The following is a 21,083-nucleotide window of genomic DNA, read 5'->3' as shown; positions in this document are numbered from 1 at the left end:
AACACCATGCACAAATGGGATATGATGATATTACTCATCACCTTTTTGGAACTCCCATGAAATCTCATTTACAGCTACTAGCAAATTATAACGCTTGGATAAATGATAAGATTTGCCATAGTATTGCGATGCTTGATAATGAGCAATAAAATTATCGCAATGTCAAAGAGGAAGTAGCAAATATTTATGGTCAACAATCCGCGCAAGCGTTAAAAAAAGATCAGATTACATGGATACAAAATAGGTCAAGGATTTGTGGCGCAGACAAACACCATCAAGGTCAGAGTTTAGCCAAGTCAGTCGAGTCATTTTCCCAATCACTACTTTCAATGTTTATTTTATATAATCCAGCTTGGTAAGGTTTTGGCACTTGGGGAATGCCTTGCTCTAACCGACTCCAATATGTCGCATCATAGCTTAGCAAAGCCTTATCAATATCTTCCTGATTATTGCTGACATAGTTTACTGGCAATGGCTCAAAATTTATCCAGTGTGGTAGTTGTTGATTGGTAGAAGCTTGATAAAGTGCAACCGTCGCAATTCTATCGCCAATATTTAGGTCTTTTAGGGTGGGACATTCAATAATCTTAATCACAGGATAGTAGCCAAAACCTTTGCTCAGGTTGGTATAAACAGCAACCAAAATCGGATTGGTTGCCAGCACAATACCGCCATTAGAATCCCCATAGTAGAAATGCTCTTTAATACGAGTAAAATTCAACTGATGCACAATAGCAAAAATAGCAAACAGCACCACAAATTTCACATCAACAAAGACACACAAACAAAGTATTGCTAACAGGATTAATGCGATGATGCCACCCATCACGACATGATGTCGATACCACACAAAAGGACTAACGGATATCTGCCCAGGATTGCTCGCAACGGTATTACTATTTACAAACTTTGGCTCTTTCATAATCTTATTATCCTTGTCGTCCTGACAGTCTTTATTTACCTTGATATCAATATAAAAAATCACTCGCTCTTTGGCAAGTTTGCCTCTACCTTTTTTAATAAGGTATTAAGTATGGTCAACTCCTCTTGGCTCATTGCCGATAATAATTGATTTTCTAGCTCAATATGAGCGACAACCACTTTATCAATCACAGCGACGCCTTTATCGGTTAGCTGCACCAACAGACTGCGTTTATCTTCAGGATTTTCTATTCGCTGTATCAATGCCTTTTCTTGCAAATGTTGTAGCCGATTGGTCATCGTCCCCGAAGTCACCATCATACTGGCAAACAGTGCCGTCGGGCTTAAGATAAAAGGCTCGCCTGCCCGCCGTAGAGTGGCTAATACATCAAACTCCCATTGTGTTAGCTGGTGCGCTTTGTAAGTTATGGTTAGCTGGCGCATCAGTAACACTTCCAACCGCTTAATGCGCCCAATGGTTTGCATTGCGGTTAATTGCTCATCTGCAAAACCTTGTGCTTGCCACTGTTGAATAATTTGCTCAACCGCATCGGTACTACTATTAGTACTATTGTTGGTACTGTTATTAATATTGGCTATCTGCTTACGCTCTTGCATTCATTTATCCTTCACTATGTTTCATCTTTATATTTATCATTATTTTTAATTATAAAACTATCTTGACATTGAGACAAAATAATCTATCATACTATTTATCTTGATATAGAGATAAATGGTATGAGCAATCAAAAGCCTCCTGACCTACCTAAATTAAAATTACCTGAATTATCACAATCCTCCCCCAATGTGTTCAGCAATTTACTATTAACTGCATTAGCACCGATATTATGGGGCACGACTTATATTGTCACCACCCAATTTTTGCCGCCTGACCGTCCATTGATGGCAGCCGTCATTCGGGTATTGCCCGCAGGATTACTACTCACCGTATTTTTTCGACAATTACCACAAGGGCGACAATGGTGGCAGATGTTGTTATTAGCATTTTTAAATATCAGTTGTTTCCAAGCCATGCTATTTATTTCTGCTTATCGCTTGCCCGGTGGTATCGCTGCTGTGGTTGGTTCACTCATACCGCTGATTATCATGATATTGATGTGGGCGATTGACCATATTATCCCCAGTCGGCTGACCATTATCGCAACCTTGACTAGCATCATCGGTATGGCAATGTTACTCGTTACGCCTGCTGCCACATGGGACTTGTTGGGGTTAATGGCGGCATTTATGGGGGCGGTATCTATGGGACTGGGCATGTATTTAAGCAAACGCTGGCAACCAACGGTTTCTAGTATGGTCTTTACTGGCTGGCAACTGCTCTTTGGTGGATTATTGCTATTGCCCGTTGCTATGTGGCGAGAAACTCTACCAAGCCACTTAAGTAGCGATAATATTCTTGGTTATGCGTATCTGGCATTTTTTGGCTCATTGATTGCTTATGCGTTATTTTTTCGTGGTATTGCCACGCTGACACCTGTGGCGGTCTCTGTACTGGGAATTTTTAGCCCTATTACTGCGACCATTATTGGTTGGCTTTGGTTACAGCAACGCTTAAGCCCAATACAGTTGATTGGATTGTTGCTCGCCTTAGCTTCGGTGGTGGTGGTACAAATCAGCCTACAAAGAACAGCCAATAAATAAATCCATACCCCCTAACGCGCTATACGAACTAACAATCTATACAAACTAATAACTTATGCAAAAGAGGTATTTTATGCAATTTATCGACTTACTTAATCAACGCAGCTCTTATTATGATTATGATGCTGACGAAATCATCACACCAGCAATTATTGAAGCATTGGTGGCTGAAGCAATTAAAGCCCCTTCGGCTTATCATATGCAAAACTGGTATTTTATTGCAGTGACTTCAAAAGAGGCGAAACAGAAGCTATATGATGTCGCCTATCAACAAGAGAAAATAAAAAAAGCTGCGGTGACCTTTATCGTGTGTGGGGATATAGATGGTTATCAGCATTTAGAAGCCGCCTTACAGCCAAGTATTCATGCGGGGCATTTTCCACAAGTACTGGCTAATAGTAGTATCAGCAATGCTCATAACAGCCACGCAACAAATTTGCCACTACAGCGTGATGAAGCCATTCGCTCTGCTTCACTTGCCAGCATGGTGTTAATGCTAGCGGCTGAAAATATGGGCTATGCCACTGGTGCAATGAGTGGTTTTGAGCCTGACAAACTACAAGCTACTTTTAATCTAGCGCCTACCCGAGTGCCAGTCATGCTTATCACCGTTGGTAGCCCGACAAGTCCTCGCTACCCACAAAAACAACGCTTACCTGTAACCAAAAAGCTTTGTATTATTTAATATAAATCGCTCAGTATCGGATATAATGCGCTCTATAAATACCTAGTTATTACAATAAGTTAACCAGATTCTTAAAATATTCTTACTACAGAAGGTTTGTAAGGAAAAATATGCCACCAGTGTCCATAAATCAGAGTCGCAATCAAGCAGACCCTCATTCAAGCACCCAAGCCAGCACCAACTGGACATTAGCTTTTTTGGCAATCATGGTGGGCATCAACCTTAGACCCATCATGGCAGCCGTGTCGCCGATTATTCCAATATTGCATGACATGGTGGGTATGGACAACCAAACCGCAGGATTATTAACCACGCTGCCGGTGGCAATGATGGGATTTTTTGCGTTATTTTCACCCCGATTGCAAGCCAAAGTGAGTGAATATCAAGGCATTATGTTGAGTTTGCTTGCCATTGCTTTGGCGTGTGGCTTACGCCTATTTATTGAGTCCACCCTGCCAATTTTAACCACTGCCATCATTGGTGGTATTGGCATTGCTCTAATTCAAACCTTGATGCCTGCTTATATCAAAAGGGTAGCGACAAATAATGCCAGCGTCTATATGGGGCTATTTACCACAGGCATTATGGGCGGCGCAGTGATTGCATCAGCAACCTCAGCACCTTTAGCGCAAACATTTGGTTGGCAGGCAGATTTGGCTAGTATGGCAATACCTGCTTTATTAGCGATGCTATTGTGTTTTGTTGCTATGCAGCGTCTGCCCAATCATGGTGAGGGATTTTTACCACTGCCAGTGAAGTCAATCAATGCGTGGCTGCTGTTGCTATTTTTTGGTATTGGTTCGGGGGCTTATGCGCTGGTGTTGGCATGGTTGCCACTTTATTATATACAAGCAGACTGGTCGAGCAGTGCCGCAGGAGGATTACTGAGTTTATTTACCATCGCACAGGTGATATCAGGGACTAGCATCTCTATCATTATCAAAAACTTTCCCGACCGCCGTCAGCTTTTGTTTGTGGTGTTGTCCTTAATTTTGATTGCGTTAGTCATGTTGATTTATGTACCTGCTAATGTAGTCAGCTTGGTACTGATAACGGTATTTTTGTTAGGTTTGGGTATTGGTGGTTTATTTGCGTTATCTTTAATCACCACATTAGATTATGCCAATGACGGCAAACAAGCGATGGCTTTATCGGCATTTGTGCAAGGAGGGGGTTATATGATTGCCTCAACATTTCCATTTTTGGCAGGCATATTGATTGATGTGATGGGTGATTTGACCAATGCGTGGCTGGCAATGATGTTGGGTGTTTTATTGCTACTGGTATTAAGTAGAAAATTTCACCCAACTGCCTTTAAGGTGTTTGTTTAAAGTAATTGGTTAAGCTATTTGGTTAAATCCCTTGCAAAAACTGCAATAACGTTTGTTGCTCTTGCTCAGTTAATTTTTGGAATTTTTCACGGGTTTTCTCAGCTTCACCACCATGCCATAAAATTGCCTCTTTTAATGTTTTGGCACGTCCATCATGTAAAAAGCGGGCGTTTTTATCTTTTGCCACAATACCAATACCCCATAACGGTGGCGTACGCCATTCATAGCTTTCAGCATTGATTTCTTTCACTCCATCGTCCAACCCTGCCCCCATGTCATGCAATAGCAAGTCAGTATAAGCATAGATGGTTTGGTTAGAAAGCTCATAAAATTGCTGACTCTCTCCCGTGGTCAGCGTCGGTATATGACACTGAGCACAGCCCACTTGTTCGAACAAATCTGCGCCTTTATCGAATCTCGCTTGGTCATGGATACGTCGCTCGGGTACAGACAGTGCGGTCATAAAGCTGACCACTGCTGATAAGCTGGCATCAGATACCTCAGGCGAACCGCCTAACGGTAATAGAGTGCATAGTGGCTCATCAGGGGTACAACTGCTGTCGATATGCACAGGTGAAGTTAGCCCCATATCTTGACTCATGGCGGTGGCATTTTGGGTTCTTAGGCTTGAGTTAATCGCCTTCCAACCAAAGCGTCCTATGCGTTTTTGTCCCCCTTCAAATACCCAATGTACCCGACCAGATATGCCATTATTATCAGCATCATCAGGGTCAGCATTGGCTAAAATCACCGCTTCTGGCACCAAATCAAGCAGTCCCATACCCAGTAACTGTGGCGCAATACGTGCACCCAAATGGTACTCACCTAACTGATTGCCACCTAAGTGCTGATTGCTATCATAAGGGGTCAGCTCAAACTGATAAAAAGACAAGCCCTCATTTTTAAAGGGCTGAGTATTAGCAGGCTTAGTATGAGCTTGCACACGCCCTTCTGCCAATAGCCCAACTGTATTATCAATCACCTTAGGCTGAAGCTGTGCACCCCATATTGGATGCACCTCACCTTGCTTATTGCCAATACGAAACAGAACACCATCGGTAGTCGTACCATCGGCTAGATAAGGCGCAACCCGCCCTGAGTCTGAATGGCAGCTGGTACAAGATACGGCATTAAATAGCGGGCCTAACCCATCAAACAATGCCCGACCTTCTCCTGCTGGTGTCCAGTTGGTAATAAACAGCTCACGCCCTTGTGATACCCCTGATAACTGATTGATATCCAGATGTGGAATCAGGGTTAAAAATGGACGATTCTCATTATACGCAATCGTTGCCTGCCCACCTGCGGCTGTCCATTGCCTCGGTTGTGATGGAGCAGGTATTGATGGATTAGGGTCTACTGGTGGGGTGACTTCTGTGTGATTATCTGGTTGAGTATTTGACTGACCTCCACCCGATGAACCACCACAGGCAGTCACACATAAGCTAAACAATAAAAAAAGGCAATGTTGCAAAGGTTTTTTGTTAAAGGCTGGCATCATATTCATCACTGTCTATTTGGCTGGCACACAATGGTTTTCACAAGGGTTTTATAGTTAAAAAAGTATAAATAGTTAAAAAAGTCTAAAATTATTTGCTAAAAAGTGAGTATAAACCCAAACAATTTGTTTCTATTACAAAATTGTCTAATGCTTATACTCACTGATTTTTGGCTATATTTTTCTTGCTATCGTTTCCAATTAGAATTTATGATAAATCTTATACTTAATATAAGACTCATAAACTCTCATTGCATTACTGAGTTGGCTGCATAGGAAACTTCAATGCAATGGGGGTGTTATACATCCAAATATTCGTCACTGTATCACCACCACCGAGTGAACCCTCATAGCTCCAACCCCAGCTAAAAATACCACCATCTTCACGTTTGGCAAGTTGATGCAATGCACCCACCCCCATATCCACCACATTGGTCAAGCTGGGTAATTTATCCGTTGGCTCAGCTAAGTCCACATAGTCTGGACGACCATCTGCTCCTGATTCACCATACATTCCCCATGGATAGACCTTACCATCTTTTTTCATCACATAGCTGGTATTACCATTGGCATAAACGTGCTTGCTTTGTTTATCCGTTGACCAAGGTAATAATGTCGGAGTGGTGATAAATCTATCCCATTTTTGCTGTGTATCAGGCATATCTTTACTGTTATAGCCTACTTGGCTGGTCGCATTTAACCCCCATGAATAAACCTCTCCCATATCAGTTAATGCCAACACATGGTCACGTCCAACGGCAAGCTCTTTGATTTTTACTGCCTCTGCTAAGGGTACTTGCAGCGGCTTAGATGAAGACGGTATACAGCCTGTCTCTTTTGGATCATCGCCTCGTTCACAGACTTTACCCATCCCAAAATTACCATATTTATTAGAGCCCCATGCCCACACTTGACCTTTATCATCTAACGCATAAGAGCTTTTTGATGAGGCAACCACTTGGATAATTTTACCCACATTGGCTTGTGAAGAGAAATCCACCTGCACAGGTGTACTACTATGATCAGTAGTAGCAGCAACACCGAGCTGCCCTTCACCATTATCACCAAATGCCCAAACCTCACCTACTTTATTCAGTACCAATCTGTGCCCGTAACCACTACTGATTGCCACCACATCTGCCAATGAATTCACCTTGCCAATGTCTAAGCGGCAGTTTTCTGTTTTACGTCCACAGTCACTACGTCCTGTATCACCACGACCCAGCTCACCATCGCCATCACTGCCCCATGTATATACGCTACCATCTTTGGTCAGTAATGAAGAATGATTTTGATTAAATGAAATAGACACAATATTTTTGGGTGCGTTAGTTATCAATTGAGGCGAAATAGAATGCGCGTCACCATCATCACGAATACTGGTGACATCGCCTCTGCCTACTTGTCCGAAGTTATTACGTCCCCACGCATACAGCTTGCCATCAACCAATGCGCCCGTATGTGAATTTGCTGCGGTTAAAGTATGTCCAAAATAGACATGCTGTGTTTTGGTCGTCTGATTGCCCGCTTTATCCATCACTGTAATAGCAATCTCATTGTCACCTGCTTGCAGTGGTGTGATTACCTCAAACTCACCTTTTTCATCAATGGTAATAACTTCTGGCATACTATTGTTATTGGCAGTTTTATTTAGCAATAATTGCACAGATAATCCTGCCAAAGCTCCATTATCACTCACCTTACCTTTTAATAAAGTTTGAGTCGTACGGCTGACTTGATTTTCTCCTGCATCTGCCAATACAATGCTTGGTGCGACCTTATCCACAAATACAGTGGCTTTATATACAACTTTGTTACCTGCGGCATCGGCTGCGGTGATGGTCAGCTCATTATCACCTACCTGTAGTGGTATCTTTGCAGAGAATGTGCCCTTATCACTAACTTTAACTGTTTGTACTTCATTGCTTTGTGCAGACTGCACAGTGAGTTTTAATCCTGCTAATGAAGAGTCATCTGTCACCGAACCAGCAATTGTAATGTTGTCTTGATTGGTAATTACCATTTTAGACAAATCCGTATCCAGGGTTAAACTTGGCTTAGTAATATCTAGCACCGTATTATGGCTACTATCACTACAACCTGCCAACATTAAAGCAGACACCATACTGGCTAATAAAATAGAATGTTTAAGATACATATCAAACTCCCATAAATATAATTAAAATATTAACAATAACAATTCTCATTATTATAAATAATAATATAGGAAATATATACTTAGAAAACCGATAAGTCTGCAACAGTGTGTTAATAAAGCAGCAAATGAGGATAAAGAAGAAAGTTAGACACTATAAAAAATAGAGGAATGATTTATTAAGCGGCAGGATATATATAGAAAAGTAATCTGTAAAAAATATATCAACATCAGTTGGGACAGACTTAGCCACATACTGCTGCCAGCCTGCCCCAAATTTTAGAATAAAATAAGCACTAATTTGCCAACAATTGCAACGGGAAGGTGACCACATCAAACGCCAAAGCAAACGGCAACAGCACCAGTTTTTCTACCCCACTACGTCCTCCATATTGGCGGCTTTGCTGCATCTGCTCTTGGGTACTTTGGGTATAGATAGTTACCGCATACGGCTTGGTTAATGGCTGATATTTTGATTGAATTAAACTTAAATTACTCACTTGTGGATACACGCCACCTTTGATAGGAATGGTAAAGCAAAAACGCTGCGCATTGATGCGGGCATCACTGTCTGTAGTACATTCCTTGCCACCATGTTGCAAAAAGTACTGATAATCTGAACGATGAAATTCATCTTTAAGTTTGGCATAAGACAGCTGCATTGTGCCTTGAAAATAGCCATCATTCTTGGGTGAATAAAAACTCATGTCATTTTCGACTTGGATATTTTGTGGGGTTAAATTGGTCAATAAACTGGCCATCTCAACACCACCTTGACTGAGCACATAGCTTTGCTTTTCACCAACAATCACCACACTATGGGCAGGCATATTGGGTAATGGCTGAGCTGGGCGACCAAAGGCAACCAACTGATCTTCAATCAATACCTGTTTCACTGTTTTGGTCGTGGGCGTATAGGTGACTCTATCACCTTCTAGTAACGAGCTGGTTGCACAACCTGTCATCGCCAACACACCAGCTAATGCCATGGTTACCATACTGACGTTTAATATGGGTTTACAGGCAGAGCGGAAGTAGCTTTTTCTAGTTACTTGATATTTAACTTGTTTTTTAGCGTACATTTGCTGTCCTTAGTATGATTTTGTTACCCCCTTATCATACCCATACTGTTATTTGTTGTATAGAGTCCATCTGCAAGATAGCAAACAAAACTCCTACCAAAAATTAGCCATAAATAGCATAAATAATTGTTATATATAGACTTATCATTTTAATAATGAGGGTTATCAATATGCCTCACCCTATACATAAAACCAATTATTCCAAAAAAATAGCGCATAAATACAACACTACCGTCAATAATGGTTCACTCATACCATCGCACTCAAGCCCTTATCCTAGCCTTCAAGCATGGCTACACTTCTTTGATAAAGTATTGCTGATTATCGGTGTTGTGGCACTGGCTTTGTCGGTGCTATTTTTTGTCGCCTATAACTGGCTGACGATGGGCAAAATGATAAAGTTTGCCTTGGTTGAGGGCATACTGATTATCAGCATCGTGGCATACGCATTTTTTGCTATAAAACGTCCCTTTTTACTCAACAATTTGCCCAACAAACAGTTACCTAATAAAAATCAGCTTATACAACAACTGTTATTGTTGTTTGCTAGTTTAATCACAGGTGGGTTACTGGCATTATTTGGGCAGGTTTATCAGACGGGTGCAGATACATGGCAACTGTTTTTTAGTTGGGCAGTATTGATTATTCCTTGGGTAATCATTGCTCGTATGCCCTCATTGTGGTTGTTATTTTTGGGGCTCATCAATATGAGCATAAGTAACTATCTGCCCCTATCACCTTGGTATACTGACAGTTATGGGAAAAATAGCTTATTAGAAACTGCTATTTTAACGCTTATCAATTTAGCTGCATTTGGGCTATGGGTATATGTTGACAAAAAGCGTTCTAATCATTCTCTTCACCATACCAACAATACCAACAATACCAACAATACCAATAATACCAAGCAAACCACACCTATCCACCTGACACATCTACCACTACATTGGAGCAGCTATGTCGTCGCTGTGCTCAGCACTTATTATGTTAGCCAATTGGCAATGCTTGGAATGATAGATGATATTCGCCCATCTGTCGCACTATTCACTGTTGTGCTATGGCTCATTTGGGGTGCAGCAATTTATGCATACTTCCGCCGCCGTTATGTGAATGTATTTATGCTCACTTGCCTATGTGCATCTATTATTGTAGTGCTATTAATGTGGATAGTAGACAAAGTATTTGATTACTCAGAGATTGTCGGTTTTAGCATTCTATTTGTACTATTGGTTTCCCTAAGCTCTGCGGCAGTAGTATGGCTACGTCACATCTCTCATATCACAACCAGCACCAGTCAAGAAAACCAACATACTGTTCATACTATTAAAGGAGATTTGTGATGATAAATAAGTCTACTTTACCTAATTCTAAACTGTCTAGCTCTAATAGGTCTAACACTCAGCAACCAAATACTATACAACCTCAGACTACTGATAGCATTAACTCGGATACACCTTGGTATATCAGCTCCTTAATGGCTCTCTCAGGGCTGATATCAGGCATTTTTTTAATCAGTATTTTTTCGATTTTGTTTGGTGGTATCTTTAATAGTGTCGCTATGTTAAGCAGCTTTGCCCTTATTATGAGTGGCATTGGTTTTGGCTTGTTTTGGCTTGCTAATACCCGTTTGCAAGCCCATAGCGCACATATTTTTATACAGAGTTTGGGCTTTGCCATTGCGATGGCAGGACAGATTTATAGCTGTTTGGCAGTGGCTGAATCCTCATTCACTAAGCCACAAATGGCACTGATTTTACTACTTATCCAAAGCCTGCTCACCCTAATTATGCCAAACTTTCTTTATCGCCTAATTAGTAGCTTAGTTGGGTTAGGCTGTGTGCTGTTTTTATTAGATTATTATCAGGCGACGCAGTTAAGTTTGGCTTTATTGGCATTATTTTGTGGTGTATTAAGCCTGCAAAGCGATGAGTTTATTGGCTATCTGTCAATCAAATATCAAGACTACGCTCAGCGTATTATCCAGCCTTTGACCTATGCTTGCAGCCTTATTCTACTTACCTTCTCTGCCTTTTTTATTGTACAAGACCATAGCCATTATGCTGATTATCCACTGACCCATAATCTACTCAGACAAGGTTTGTTAATCATCGCTAGCCTGTATGCCACATGGCTGATTTTGCGCCGTTATGGCATTGCGCTACGCTCACAAACGACCCTACTTATCAGCGCAGCCGTGATTATCGTTGGGCTATTATCTTTGTATGTTTCAGGATTATTGGCAACCAGTTTGGTGATGGTCATTGCTTTTGCGAATCGGCAACGAGTGCTATTAGGACTGGCGATTTTTGCGCTAACTAGCTATATATTTTGGTATTACTATCAGATGGATACGACGTTACTAATCAAATCCGCTTCGATGTTTAGCGTTGGCATAGCGTTGTTATTCTTGCGTTGGTTATTACTAAAACAAAGCTTTATAGCCTTTGTATCCACGCATACACAGATGCAGCAAATTGGGGAGGACAAGCGATGAATCCTATGCTCAGCACAAACTCTCAACTCACTTACTGGCAAAAGCCAATATTTAAAGCTGCGCTGGCAGTGGTCACTTTGGTTATCGTTTTGACAATGGTCAATTTTAATATTTATAAATATGAGCAACATTTGGCAGATGGCAATACGGTGCTATTAGCCCTTGCCCCTGTTGACCCCCGTAGCTTAATGCAAGGTGATTATATGCGACTACGTTTTGCCATTGCAGATGACATTTTGCAAGCAATAGAGCAGCAACATAAAGAGCCTATTCAAACAAAAGATGGCTGGGTAGTGGTGCGTAAAGATGGGCATAATGTGGGGCAGTTTGTCCGTTTGATTGACAATCCCAATACAAACCTAGCGCCTGATGAGATGGCAATATATTATCGGCTGCGTGGTGGTCAGGTAAAATTTGCGACGGGTGCCTTTTTCTTTCAAGAGGGACATGCAGATAAATATACAGATGCAGAATATGGAGTACTCAAAGTTAATGATAAAGGCGAACCATTGTTGGCGGGATTGGAAGATAAGGATTTTGTGGTGATTGGGGAGTGATTGGTTTGGATTTTATTGCTATTCCTTTTTGACTGAGTTTAACAATGATAGGTTATTTTAGAGTTGCTATTACATAAACCAACTGGGTGCAAATAAATAATACATCACTCCTACCATAATGATGGCTAATATTGTACCCCCAAATGCACCGAGCCAAGTTGTGCCACCTTCTGAACTTAATTGCTGACAAATAACGCCTGTATCTGATGCTGTACTGGTTTTCTGTTTAATTTGTTTTATACAATGCTGTAAATAAAAACGATTGGCTAAAATGCCTAACATAATGGCTGGCGCTATCATAAAAGTTATATTGCCTACTTTTTCATAAGTATCCATACTCAGCACATGCATCACAATTAAATCCAATACAGTTATAGCCCCCATATATATAAACGCAACCCTATACATTTTGCGATAACACAACCAAAATATACCTAAGAAAAATGCTGCTATATTAAAGCCTAAAGTATGACTGGCTTCTTCTGCTGATTTTAGGCTGATAGGATTGCCTTTAAACCAATTATCACGATAATAAGACTGATATCTATCACCAACATACGCAGACAAAAAAGCATCGGTATCACTTGTTGCATCACTTGTCACACTTGGCATAGACAGTGTTTTTGGTGGAGCATAATAAGAATCATGATTTGAGTTGTTCATTGCAGGAAGTGACGGCGGCGGCGCTAAACTTTGTCCACAAACTGCGCAAAGAGATGTCCTATCTATGTTTTTATGTCCACACTGATTACAAAGCATTTAGTCCCTTAATGTATATTAATCAATTGATATTAATTTGGTAGATAGTAACTTGTTATGTTGGCACTACCTTAAAACATTATCAATCATATATTTAAATAAAACTTTGTGCTTGCAATAAAAAACACCCAATACAAGATTGGGTGTGCTGCACTTACCATAACGGCTGGTGTTTCAAAAAGTATACTGTGGCTGTTTTTAATAAATTACTATAATCTCAGCCCGCTCCCTAATCCCTTACCAGCAGAAGGGTTTTAGGGAGGGGGTAGCATATTTTTTAGAACACTACCCAATAATGATTAAATGAAAATTAAGCAAAAAATAATGGCGTCTATGTCTTATAGAAACTAACATTTACTCCCACTCAATCGTCGCAGGTGGCTTACTTGACACATCATAAGTGACCCGAGATACATCGGCAATCTCATTCATAATACGGTTTGATACCGTCTCAATCAGCTCATACGGCAGATGAGCAAAACGAGCGGTCATAAAGTCCACTGTTTCTACCGCACGCAACGCAATCACCCACGCATAACGGCGACCATCACCAACCACGCCCACCGATTTAACAGGGGTAAATACCGCAAAGGCTTGGGCTGTTTTTTCATACCAGCCTGATTTTTCTAGCTCTTGCATAAAGATGGCATCAGCAAGGCGTAAAATATCGGCATATTCCTTTTTCACCTCACCCAAAATACGTACACCCAAACCCGGGCCAGGGAAGGGGTGGCGATAAATCATCTTATGAGGCAAGCCCAAAGTGATACCCAGTTTACGCACCTCATCTTTAAATAAATCACGCAGCGGCTCAACGAGTTCAAACGCCAAATCATCGGGCAATCCGCCAACGTTATGATGGCTTTTAATCACATGCGCTTTGCCTTGATGTGACTTTGCCGACTCGATGACATCAGGATAAATCGTCCCTTGTGCTAAGAATTTGATTTCCTCACCAGTTTCGCTATTTTTTGATAATTGACGGGCGGTATCGGCAAACACATCAATAAAGGTTTTGCCGATGATTTTGCGTTTTACTTCAGGGTCAGCTTCACCTGCCAATGCGTCCAAAAATTGCTGTTCGGCATCAACACGAATCACTTTCACGCCCATGTTTTCGGCAAATACCTGCATCACTTGGTCGCCTTCATGCAGACGCAATAAGCCATTATCGACAAACACACAAGTCAATTTATCACCAATCGCTTTATGCAACAACCCAGCCACCACCGAGCTATCAACCCCACCTGACAGCCCAAGCAACACTTGTGCATCACCGATTTGCTCTTTTAACTGTGCCACTCGCATATCAATGATGTTATCGGGTGTCCAATCGCCAGCGCAGCCACAAATTTGATGCACAAAACGGCTTAAAATCACCTGACCTTGCAAGCTATGGGTGACCTCAGGGTGAAACTGCAAGCCATAGTAATGCTTGTCTTTATTTGCCATTACGGCAATCGGACAGCTTGGCGTACTGGCGATAACTTCAAAGCCTGTTGGCAATTCGGTGACTTTGTCGCCATGACTCATCCATACATGTAGTTTTTTTGGTTCGTCCTCAATGTTAATTAGCAGTTCACAATCAGCGGTCACATCTATGCTTGCTGAGCCGAACTCATGCACATCACTGGCATGTACTCGACCGCCAAACTGTTGTGCCATCGCTTGCATACCGTAGCAAATGCCCAATACTGGTACGCCCAAATCAAACACCGCTTGGTTAATCTTTGGGCTACCTTCGCCATGCACACTTTCAGGACCTCCAGATAGGATAACCCCTTTTGCGCCAAAGTTTGTAATACGGTCGCTATCAATATCAAAAGGGTACATTTCACAAAATACGCCTGCTTCACGCACACGACGGGCGATAAGTTGGCTGTATTGTGAGCCAAAGTCGAGGATTAAAATACGGTCTTGTTTGATAGCGGGAAGTTGGTTGGGTGTGTCAGTTGTTGTTGTCATAAGCTCAGTCCATCAAAGAAAAAATTTGACGCTTATTTTAACAAGTTTGCGGGGTATAATGGAAAGGATTATCAAGTTTACGAATGATAATACACACAATACGTTTACGACACATGACTATTAAATTTTACAACAAGGATTCGTTTATGAATATCTTAAAAGCCATGACTAATTTATTAACTATTAGTTTATGTGGCAGTGCATTGCTATTCACAGGGTGTTAATCTACACCAAACCAAACGTTATCAAATGCGACGAGTGTAGTGACTCATACATCAACTTCGGCTGACAGCACACAGTCAACCGCTCTAGCAAAAGACTTGTTGAAGGTCGATGAAAACCATGCTGTCCTTAGCTATGACAATGTTCCCTATGTATTAGACAGCTTTATCATTCCTTTTGCCCAGCCCTATTACATCTTGATACAACGTCAAGACAAACAGCTGTTTGATAAAAATACCGCTACCAAAATTGCCATTGATTATATTAAGCCTCGCGGTTGCACCGTACCTTTACAGCGTCGTAGTGAGCTTGATAAGCAAAATAGTAATGGTAGCCAGTATTTGATAGGGGTGGGGTGGCGTGTTGATTGTTGGTCGATAAGTGGTAGGATTAAAGGGGAGTTAGTAATGATTGACTTAAGTAAGGGATATTTATGGAAAAAATAGCTGTTACACTAACTACCGCAAGCTTGTTGATGCTAGCAGGGTGTGCTAGTAGCGGGCAGTTGAGCAACTCCTCACCTAATAGTGGCTATTACCCCCAACCTAGTAACACCTTTTATGACGCTTATCCACATAAAGATAGACACGATCCAACTTCTGAGCTATTTATATCAAATCATGAGGGTGAACTTATAGAAAATCCAAACTACATTCCTCCGACTTTTCCAAGATAATTAGCTTATTTAAATTTACCAGATATGCCATCGGCTTGTATCTACTTTAGGTGCTCCGATGGCTATTTTATATCTGGAGTATTTATAAAAGTGCAACTAGAGGTTTTAGCTTATTATAAAGTATGGGGATATCATTTATAGCGACCAGCCAAATACGTTCGGTTAAGATATCCATTATAGTCATGGGCAAGTATATTTCTTAAGCTTTGCTGTTTGCACGATTTGTACTCGACGATAAGGATTCTTAATGGCTTGTTTTTCTACCATATCCACAGAGCGACCTAACAGCTGGCTAAAATTCTCTTTAATCATTAATAAGTCAAAATAAGATAAGTGAGCATCTGGATCAATTTCAATCAATAAATCCACATCACTACTTTCAGAAAAATTATCTCACAAGGTAGAGCCAAACAAATACGGCACTTGCACTAGATAACCAGAAATCGCTGTACGGCTTTGTTGTATAGTTAACTCGAATTGGTCATCTAGTAGAGCTTAGTTGGTCAAAGTTATGACAGCATACCGAGTGAGTGATTGGATTAAGCTATCATATTAGCAAAATTATGTTGTGAGTGGGGGTGGTTGGTATCTCATCCTAAATACCCAGTAAAATATACTTCTACTAACCTACTATAATTACTAAAAACGTACTTTTCTTCGTGATAATATTAATCATAAGAATTAGATTTTTGAAAAAAATTCTTAGAGTTAACATACATGGATAACTATGACTTTTGATTTTTATAACCTATTATCACCGACTGAGTTCGAGAATTTATGTCGAGATATATTAGAAATTAGAGAACACCCTTTAACCTTTCGTACTTTTAGTGAGGGACGTGACGGTGGCATTGATATTAGATGTACTAATTCTTCACATCTAATCATTGGACAATGTAAACATTATGATCCTAGTAATTTTAATAGCTTATTCAGCAGCCTTAAAGCTGAATTAGAAAACTGCATTAGATTAAAACCTGATAGATACATTATTTGTATTAGCAAACAACTGAATGTAGCGCAGATAGACAAGATTCGTTCTTTATTTAAGGTTTATATACATAGTGATGAAGACATCATTGATGGGGTAAAACTTAATCAATACCTTTCTAGTTTAAAATATAAAGATATTCTTAAAACCTATTCCAAGATTCTCGCACCCAATCAGTTAATTTATGACCAATTGCTTGAACAGATAATCAATAAGAAGCACCACCGTCAGACAAAATCATTCTTAAATGAAATTCAAAAAAAGCAGTTATTATTTCATCAAACCAAACACATAAAGCCGTGTATTGATTTGGTCGAGAAAAAAAGAGTATTAATCATCACAGGTAATCCCGGAGTTGGAAAAACAACGGCAGCACAGATCATTAGTCATTATCTGATTCATTATCATAATATTAGAAGCTTTTACTTTCTATCTGATAAATCACTGGATGAGATAGAGTCATTATTAGATGATGATAGAAAGCAGTTAATAGTCGTAGATGACTTTTGGGGACAAAATTTTAGTCCCTTATACAAAAAAAATACGTTATTGAATAACTTTTTTCGTATTATCGAAGACATTAAAAATAGTCCAAATATCTTTTTAATATTAACGTCTAGACAATACATTATCCAAGATGTCATTAATTTTTCTGATGAGAAGATTAAATGGGTGCTGAATAATGAATCATTCACTATCAGTATTGATGATTATAGTACTGAGGATAAAGCTAGGATATTTTTGAATCATTTAAGATTTTATGATTATAGTCAAATTTACTTCCAGATGCTTTCTTGGAATTCCAGTAAACTTGAATCAATTGTCTACAATTTAAACTATTCTCCTCGTCATATAGAGTTTTTTCTTAAGCAACATACTAATAAATACCTATCTTACCCAATAGATTTCTTCGATGGTTTTTTAAACTATCTACGCAAACCTACTGCCTTCTGGAAGAAAAATTTTCAGGATCTGAATGATACCGCTCAAATAATTTTGATTACTCTACTGACTTGTGACGATCCCTTAGAGATTCAAGACTTAAGGCAAGCATTTAGAGCGATTGCTTTAGATGCAGATGTCCAAAAAGAATATGACTCAAAACCCCGCAATTTTTTTGATGAACTTAAATTATTAGAAGATTTTTATATTGTTACTGAAAAGGAGCCTTATAGTCCTTATACATTGGTTAACTTCCAAAGCCCAGGCATTAAAGATTATTTACTTGAATATTTAAGAGGAGAAGGTAATTTTTGGGTTGAATACATTATTAAAAATGCAATATTTTTTAATCAATTAATTTTAGTTTTTAGTACTAGAAAGGAGTTTTACAGCTCTGACACCAATGAACAATCTATCACGTATGGTGAAAAAATTGTTCTTACACCCAGTCAAACGCTATTATTAAAAGAGAAAATATTTAAGGAATTTAATAATTTAGGATTTACTAATGACACTGAAAGTGCTAGCTGGCAAACATTCAGTAAGAAATATATTCCAGAAGATGAAAAGTACTGGAAGCTAACTATTACTCATCGTCTATTTAATGAAGAATTAAATGAAGACAAAGAGATTACAGACTTTATACTATCCGAGATATCTAAAGATATAGATAAATTTAGGAACAAAAATACTAACAGTATAGTTCCTGTAGCTTCAATGTACCAATTCCCTTATCTAATAGAAATTTATAGGGATAAACTAGGGGTCAAGCCTATAGATCTGATCGACTATTATAACCAGAGCATTACGTTCTCAAAATTTTATACTAGTTTTTATAAATTTAACGATATATTCCCAATACAATTTCAAGATTATTTAAAGAAAAATATAAAGAGAATTAGAAAGAACATCAAATATTTAGTGATTGATGATCTTGAGTATTATGACTATGGAGATGATTGGGAAGTTAGTTTGATGTTAGAGGGTGGAATACAGGATTTATTCCAAAAATATGGCATACGATTAACTAAAAAATTTGTAGAAGATGTCTATGAAACTACGGGGTATTTAATCAGTGGCTTCCCAGAATTAAGACATACACCCCTTACATCAGTTAATCATCATACCTTAAGCGAAACTAAGATTATTGAACCTGACTATCAAGCTCTTATTGCAGAATTTCTACCAAGAGATGATATAGAACCATTCTACGCAAAAAAATATTTAGATTACAACTTAAAAGACCATCAAAAATATAAGCTTATAAAAAAACAGTTAAATGATGAATTATCTATCATTCATTCCTATGATATTAATGAAGATTTATTTCTATTATATATCAGTTATATTACAAGTATGGAGTCAGACCAATTTAATGATAATGACTATATTTTTTTCTATAAATTCTTAGCGTATTTCTGTACCCTTCGATCCTTAGATTATGAGACAACCCATGATATATTAATAGAGTTAGCACATATAGGTGATTTAAACGAGAGCTTCACCCGGACAGAAATTAAAAACATTGTAACAGCATCAAACACTCAAATTAATTTATCTGAATATCTAGAGAGTTTAGAACCACTCATAGTTAATGAGAAACATTGGTATCAGTTTAGTAGTCCTAATATCCAAACTATACTCAAAGTAAGTAATTTTTTAAATTTGAATGATCAGGATTATATTGAGGCCACTGAAAAGCAAGAAAATCATGACTATATCTTTGACTTTCTTTTCCAAGCTAATGCTAACAAACTAGTAAGTTTAGTTTTTGTACCTAATCTTAAAAAACTGATTAACAGGCTTGATTATAATGATATTAAAAGCTTAGTTCTTTCCTTTATTAAGCTTATAGAGTTTGAGATAGATCTAGAGTGGGAAGAAAAAAACGCATTAATTCATTACAGTAGTACAATGTCAGGAAACTGTGTTTTTACTATCTTAGGCCATTTATTTTATGGTAATAGTTGGGAACCAGATTTTACTCCATTTTTAGAAGCGCATGCTTCTGATTATAATTATGCCAATAATCACTCTCATAATAAAATATATAATTATATTTTATCTAATTGCAAATCTTATACTTATGTTAAAAACAATGAAAATAAAGAAACTATTTGTTTCAAGGTTAAGTTATTTGACTGTGCTAGCAATAATGACGAGTTCTATCAATTACTTGAAGAAGTTGGGTTAATTAACTATATCTTAGATGTTGTACAAAAGGCACAAGACTATAGTCAATTCAAAACAAAAGAGTTATAGTAAGGACAAATATCATAAAATAATTTAGATAAATCGTTTTCTAACCAACCTTTACGTAAAGATTTCACGTTTCCCCACTTCTTTTCAATAGGATTTAAATCAGGACTATAAGGAGGTAGGAACAACACACGATGACCATGTCTATTAAAAAGACGTGTTACTTTCTTATGGAAGCTGGCATTATCCATGACAATGACGCATTTAGTATTAAGCCTCGGAATTAAGGTGTTCTTACACCAACTACGAAATACTTTTGAGTTAATGTTTTGTTTAAAGTAATCAATAGCAAACAAGGTTTTATTATAGAGTGCACCTATAACATTTGTTCTGCTACGAGCTTGCCAATTATAACTATCAATACAAGGTTTGCCGATAGCGCTATAGCCAAAAGGACGTATGACTTCCTGCTCAAAACCGCTCTCATCCATATATACTATGGGAAATCCTTGCTTTTGATAAAAAGCTAGCTTAGCTTGATACTCTGCTCTTTTAATCAGACAAGCTTTTGGATGGCTTAAGGTCTTTTTTTTGAGTGATACCAAGGCGTTTTAGTGCGACACAGATACCTGAAGTGCTACATCCTAAACGTCTTGCACGTTCATAATGATAGCTGTCTGGATGGTTCTCTACATCTTTAAGTAAAGCGTCATTAGCAATTTTAGTCGGTTCGATATTGCGTGTTTTCTTGCTATATAACCGTTTTTTCCATTTCTGGATGGTGGTTGGACTGATATCATATTCTTGAACAGCTTCTTTAAAGGTCATTCCCTTTTCTAAGCTTTTTAATACTTGTTTGCGAAATTCTAAAGAGTATGTCATTGGTTTCCTAATTTTTGGTTCTTTGAATGACTTTATAACATTTTTAGTATGAATTGACTATA

At 38.8% G+C, this 21,083-nt stretch carries 17 protein-coding genes and 1 pseudogene; 8 read left to right on the top strand and 10 right to left on the bottom strand.

The features are described from left to right. Positions 1-280 precede the first annotated feature (280 nt). Positions 281-922 (bottom strand): DUF3239 domain-containing protein, encoded by a 642-nt coding sequence (locus tag FHK89_RS00090; RefSeq protein ID WP_230655636.1) that lies wholly within the window; start codon positions 920-922, stop codon positions 281-283. Positions 923-981: 59 nt separating this feature from the next. Continuing rightward, positions 982-1,539, bottom strand: a complete 558-nt coding sequence (locus FHK89_RS00085; RefSeq protein WP_230655635.1) for a MarR family winged helix-turn-helix transcriptional regulator — start codon at positions 1,537-1,539, stop codon at positions 982-984. Between the two features lie 120 nt (positions 1,540-1,659). Between FHK89_RS00085 and FHK89_RS00080 the strand changes: the two genes are divergently transcribed. The 3 genes from FHK89_RS00080 to FHK89_RS00070 all read left to right on the top strand — a co-directional run bounded on the left by FHK89_RS00080 (position 1,660) and on the right by FHK89_RS00070 (position 4,599). Then, positions 1,660-2,583, top strand: a complete 924-nt coding sequence (locus FHK89_RS00080; RefSeq protein WP_230655634.1) for an EamA family transporter — start codon at positions 1,660-1,662, stop codon at positions 2,581-2,583. Positions 2,584-2,656: 73 nt separating this feature from the next. Then, entirely contained in the window at positions 2,657-3,268 is a 612-nt protein-coding gene (locus tag FHK89_RS00075; RefSeq protein WP_230655633.1) for a nitroreductase family protein, read from the top strand. A 110-nt stretch (positions 3,269-3,378) separates the two neighbouring features. Beyond that, the gene (locus FHK89_RS00070; protein WP_230655632.1) at positions 3,379-4,599 is read left to right on the top strand and encodes an MFS transporter; all 1,221 of its coding nucleotides are present in this window, start codon (positions 3,379-3,381) and stop codon (positions 4,597-4,599) included. A gap of 22 nt (positions 4,600-4,621) precedes the next feature. Here the strand turns inward: FHK89_RS00070 and FHK89_RS00065 are convergent, their stop codons facing one another. From FHK89_RS00065 to FHK89_RS00055, 3 genes are all read right to left on the bottom strand, one after another. After that, the gene (locus tag FHK89_RS00065; protein WP_230655631.1) at positions 4,622-6,106 is read right to left on the bottom strand and encodes a di-heme oxidoredictase family protein; all 1,485 of its coding nucleotides are present in this window, start codon (positions 6,104-6,106) and stop codon (positions 4,622-4,624) included. Between the two features lie 247 nt (positions 6,107-6,353). After that, a complete protein-coding gene (locus tag FHK89_RS00060; protein WP_230655630.1) occupies positions 6,354-8,255 on the bottom strand; it encodes an RCC1 domain-containing protein in 1,902 nt (633 codons plus the stop codon). Between the two features lie 293 nt (positions 8,256-8,548). Beyond that, complete coding sequence (locus FHK89_RS00055; RefSeq protein ID WP_230655824.1) at positions 8,549-9,250, bottom strand: hypothetical protein; 702 nt, start codon at positions 9,248-9,250, stop codon at positions 8,549-8,551. Between the two features lie 254 nt (positions 9,251-9,504). On the opposite strand from FHK89_RS00055, the gene FHK89_RS00050 reads away from it, so the two are divergent. Genes FHK89_RS00050 through FHK89_RS00040 form a run of 3 tightly spaced genes read left to right on the top strand, consistent with a single transcriptional unit; the run spans position 9,505 to position 12,385 of the window. Next, a complete protein-coding gene (locus FHK89_RS00050) occupies positions 9,505-10,674 on the top strand; it encodes a DUF2157 domain-containing protein (RefSeq protein WP_230655629.1) in 1,170 nt (389 codons plus the stop codon). Continuing rightward, positions 10,674-11,828 carry a DUF4401 domain-containing protein gene (locus FHK89_RS00045; RefSeq protein ID WP_230655628.1) on the top strand — a complete coding sequence of 385 codons (1,155 nt, stop codon included), beginning with the start codon at positions 10,674-10,676 and terminating at the stop codon, positions 11,826-11,828. Before FHK89_RS00050 ends, FHK89_RS00045 begins: the two co-directional genes overlap by 1 nt. Continuing rightward, entirely contained in the window at positions 11,825-12,385 is a 561-nt protein-coding gene (locus FHK89_RS00040; RefSeq protein ID WP_230655627.1) for a GDYXXLXY domain-containing protein, read from the top strand. The genes FHK89_RS00045 and FHK89_RS00040 overlap by 4 nt, the downstream gene beginning before the upstream one ends. 69 nt (positions 12,386-12,454) lie before the next feature. On the opposite strand, the gene FHK89_RS00035 is transcribed toward FHK89_RS00040, so the two are convergent. Then, complete coding sequence (locus tag FHK89_RS00035; RefSeq protein ID WP_230655626.1) at positions 12,455-12,997, bottom strand: DUF2628 domain-containing protein; 543 nt, start codon at positions 12,995-12,997, stop codon at positions 12,455-12,457. Positions 12,998-13,498: 501 nt separating this feature from the next. Then, a complete protein-coding gene (gene guaA, locus FHK89_RS00030; protein ID WP_230655625.1) occupies positions 13,499-15,109 on the bottom strand; it encodes a glutamine-hydrolyzing GMP synthase in 1,611 nt (536 codons plus the stop codon). A gap of 263 nt (positions 15,110-15,372) precedes the next feature. Here guaA and FHK89_RS00025 point away from each other — a divergent pair, with 263 nt between their 5' ends. After that, positions 15,373-15,777: a hypothetical protein gene (locus FHK89_RS00025; protein WP_230655624.1), complete on the top strand. Its 405-nt coding sequence runs from the start codon at positions 15,373-15,375 to the stop codon at positions 15,775-15,777. Positions 15,778-16,187: 410 nt separating this feature from the next. On the opposite strand, the pseudogene FHK89_RS00020 reads toward FHK89_RS00025, so the two are convergent. Then, positions 16,188-16,382 (bottom strand): annotated as a pseudogene (locus tag FHK89_RS00020) (nucleotidyltransferase family protein); the annotation flags it as partial. A 352-nt stretch (positions 16,383-16,734) separates the two neighbouring features. Between FHK89_RS00020 and FHK89_RS00015 the strand changes: the two are divergent. Then, positions 16,735-20,202, top strand: coding sequence for a hypothetical protein (locus FHK89_RS00015; RefSeq protein ID WP_230655622.1), 3,468 nt, complete (start codon positions 16,735-16,737; stop codon positions 20,200-20,202). Here the strand turns inward: FHK89_RS00015 and FHK89_RS00010 are convergent. Further along, positions 20,178-20,744, bottom strand: coding sequence for an IS630 family transposase (locus FHK89_RS00010; RefSeq protein WP_230655621.1), 567 nt, complete (start codon positions 20,742-20,744; stop codon positions 20,178-20,180). The genes FHK89_RS00015 and FHK89_RS00010 overlap by 25 nt on opposite strands. Further along, on the bottom strand, positions 20,692-21,021 hold the full coding sequence (locus FHK89_RS00005) for an IS630 transposase-related protein (protein ID WP_230655620.1): 330 nt from the start codon (positions 21,019-21,021) through the stop codon (positions 20,692-20,694). Before FHK89_RS00005 ends, FHK89_RS00010 begins: the two co-directional genes overlap by 53 nt. Positions 21,022-21,083 lie beyond the last annotated feature (62 nt).

The organism is Psychrobacter sp. I-STPA10 (genome assembly GCF_021012795.1).
Lineage (GTDB): Bacteria > Pseudomonadota > Gammaproteobacteria > Pseudomonadales > Moraxellaceae > Psychrobacter.
This window is presented reverse-complemented; position numbering and strand designations above follow the sequence as displayed.

Excerpts from the sequence above, each read along its gene's own strand:
- FHK89_RS00090 (WP_230655636.1), bottom strand. The coding sequence starts at position 922 with ATGAAAGAGCCAAAGTTTGTAAATAGTAATACCGTTGCGAGCAATCCT.
- FHK89_RS00085 (WP_230655635.1), bottom strand. The coding sequence starts at position 1,539 with ATGCAAGAGCGTAAGCAGATAGCCAATATTAATAACAGTACCAACAAT.
- FHK89_RS00080 (WP_230655634.1), top strand. The coding sequence starts at position 1,660 with ATGAGCAATCAAAAGCCTCCTGACCTACCTAAATTAAAATTACCTGAA.
- FHK89_RS00075 (WP_230655633.1), top strand. The coding sequence starts at position 2,657 with ATGCAATTTATCGACTTACTTAATCAACGCAGCTCTTATTATGATTAT.
- FHK89_RS00070 (WP_230655632.1), top strand. The coding sequence starts at position 3,379 with ATGCCACCAGTGTCCATAAATCAGAGTCGCAATCAAGCAGACCCTCAT.
- FHK89_RS00065 (WP_230655631.1), bottom strand. The coding sequence starts at position 6,106 with ATGAATATGATGCCAGCCTTTAACAAAAAACCTTTGCAACATTGCCTT.
- FHK89_RS00060 (WP_230655630.1), bottom strand. The coding sequence starts at position 8,255 with ATGTATCTTAAACATTCTATTTTATTAGCCAGTATGGTGTCTGCTTTA.
- FHK89_RS00055 (WP_230655824.1), bottom strand. The coding sequence starts at position 9,250 with ATGGTAACCATGGCATTAGCTGGTGTGTTGGCGATGACAGGTTGTGCA.
- FHK89_RS00050 (WP_230655629.1), top strand. The coding sequence starts at position 9,505 with ATGCCTCACCCTATACATAAAACCAATTATTCCAAAAAAATAGCGCAT.
- FHK89_RS00045 (WP_230655628.1), top strand. The coding sequence starts at position 10,674 with ATGATAAATAAGTCTACTTTACCTAATTCTAAACTGTCTAGCTCTAAT.
- FHK89_RS00040 (WP_230655627.1), top strand. The coding sequence starts at position 11,825 with ATGAATCCTATGCTCAGCACAAACTCTCAACTCACTTACTGGCAAAAG.
- FHK89_RS00035 (WP_230655626.1), bottom strand. The coding sequence starts at position 12,997 with ATGCCAAGTGTGACAAGTGATGCAACAAGTGATACCGATGCTTTTTTG.
- guaA (WP_230655625.1), bottom strand. The coding sequence starts at position 15,109 with ATGACAACAACAACTGACACACCCAACCAACTTCCCGCTATCAAACAA.
- FHK89_RS00015 (WP_230655622.1), top strand. The coding sequence starts at position 16,735 with ATGACTTTTGATTTTTATAACCTATTATCACCGACTGAGTTCGAGAAT.
- FHK89_RS00005 (WP_230655620.1), bottom strand. The coding sequence starts at position 21,021 with ATGACATACTCTTTAGAATTTCGCAAACAAGTATTAAAAAGCTTAGAA.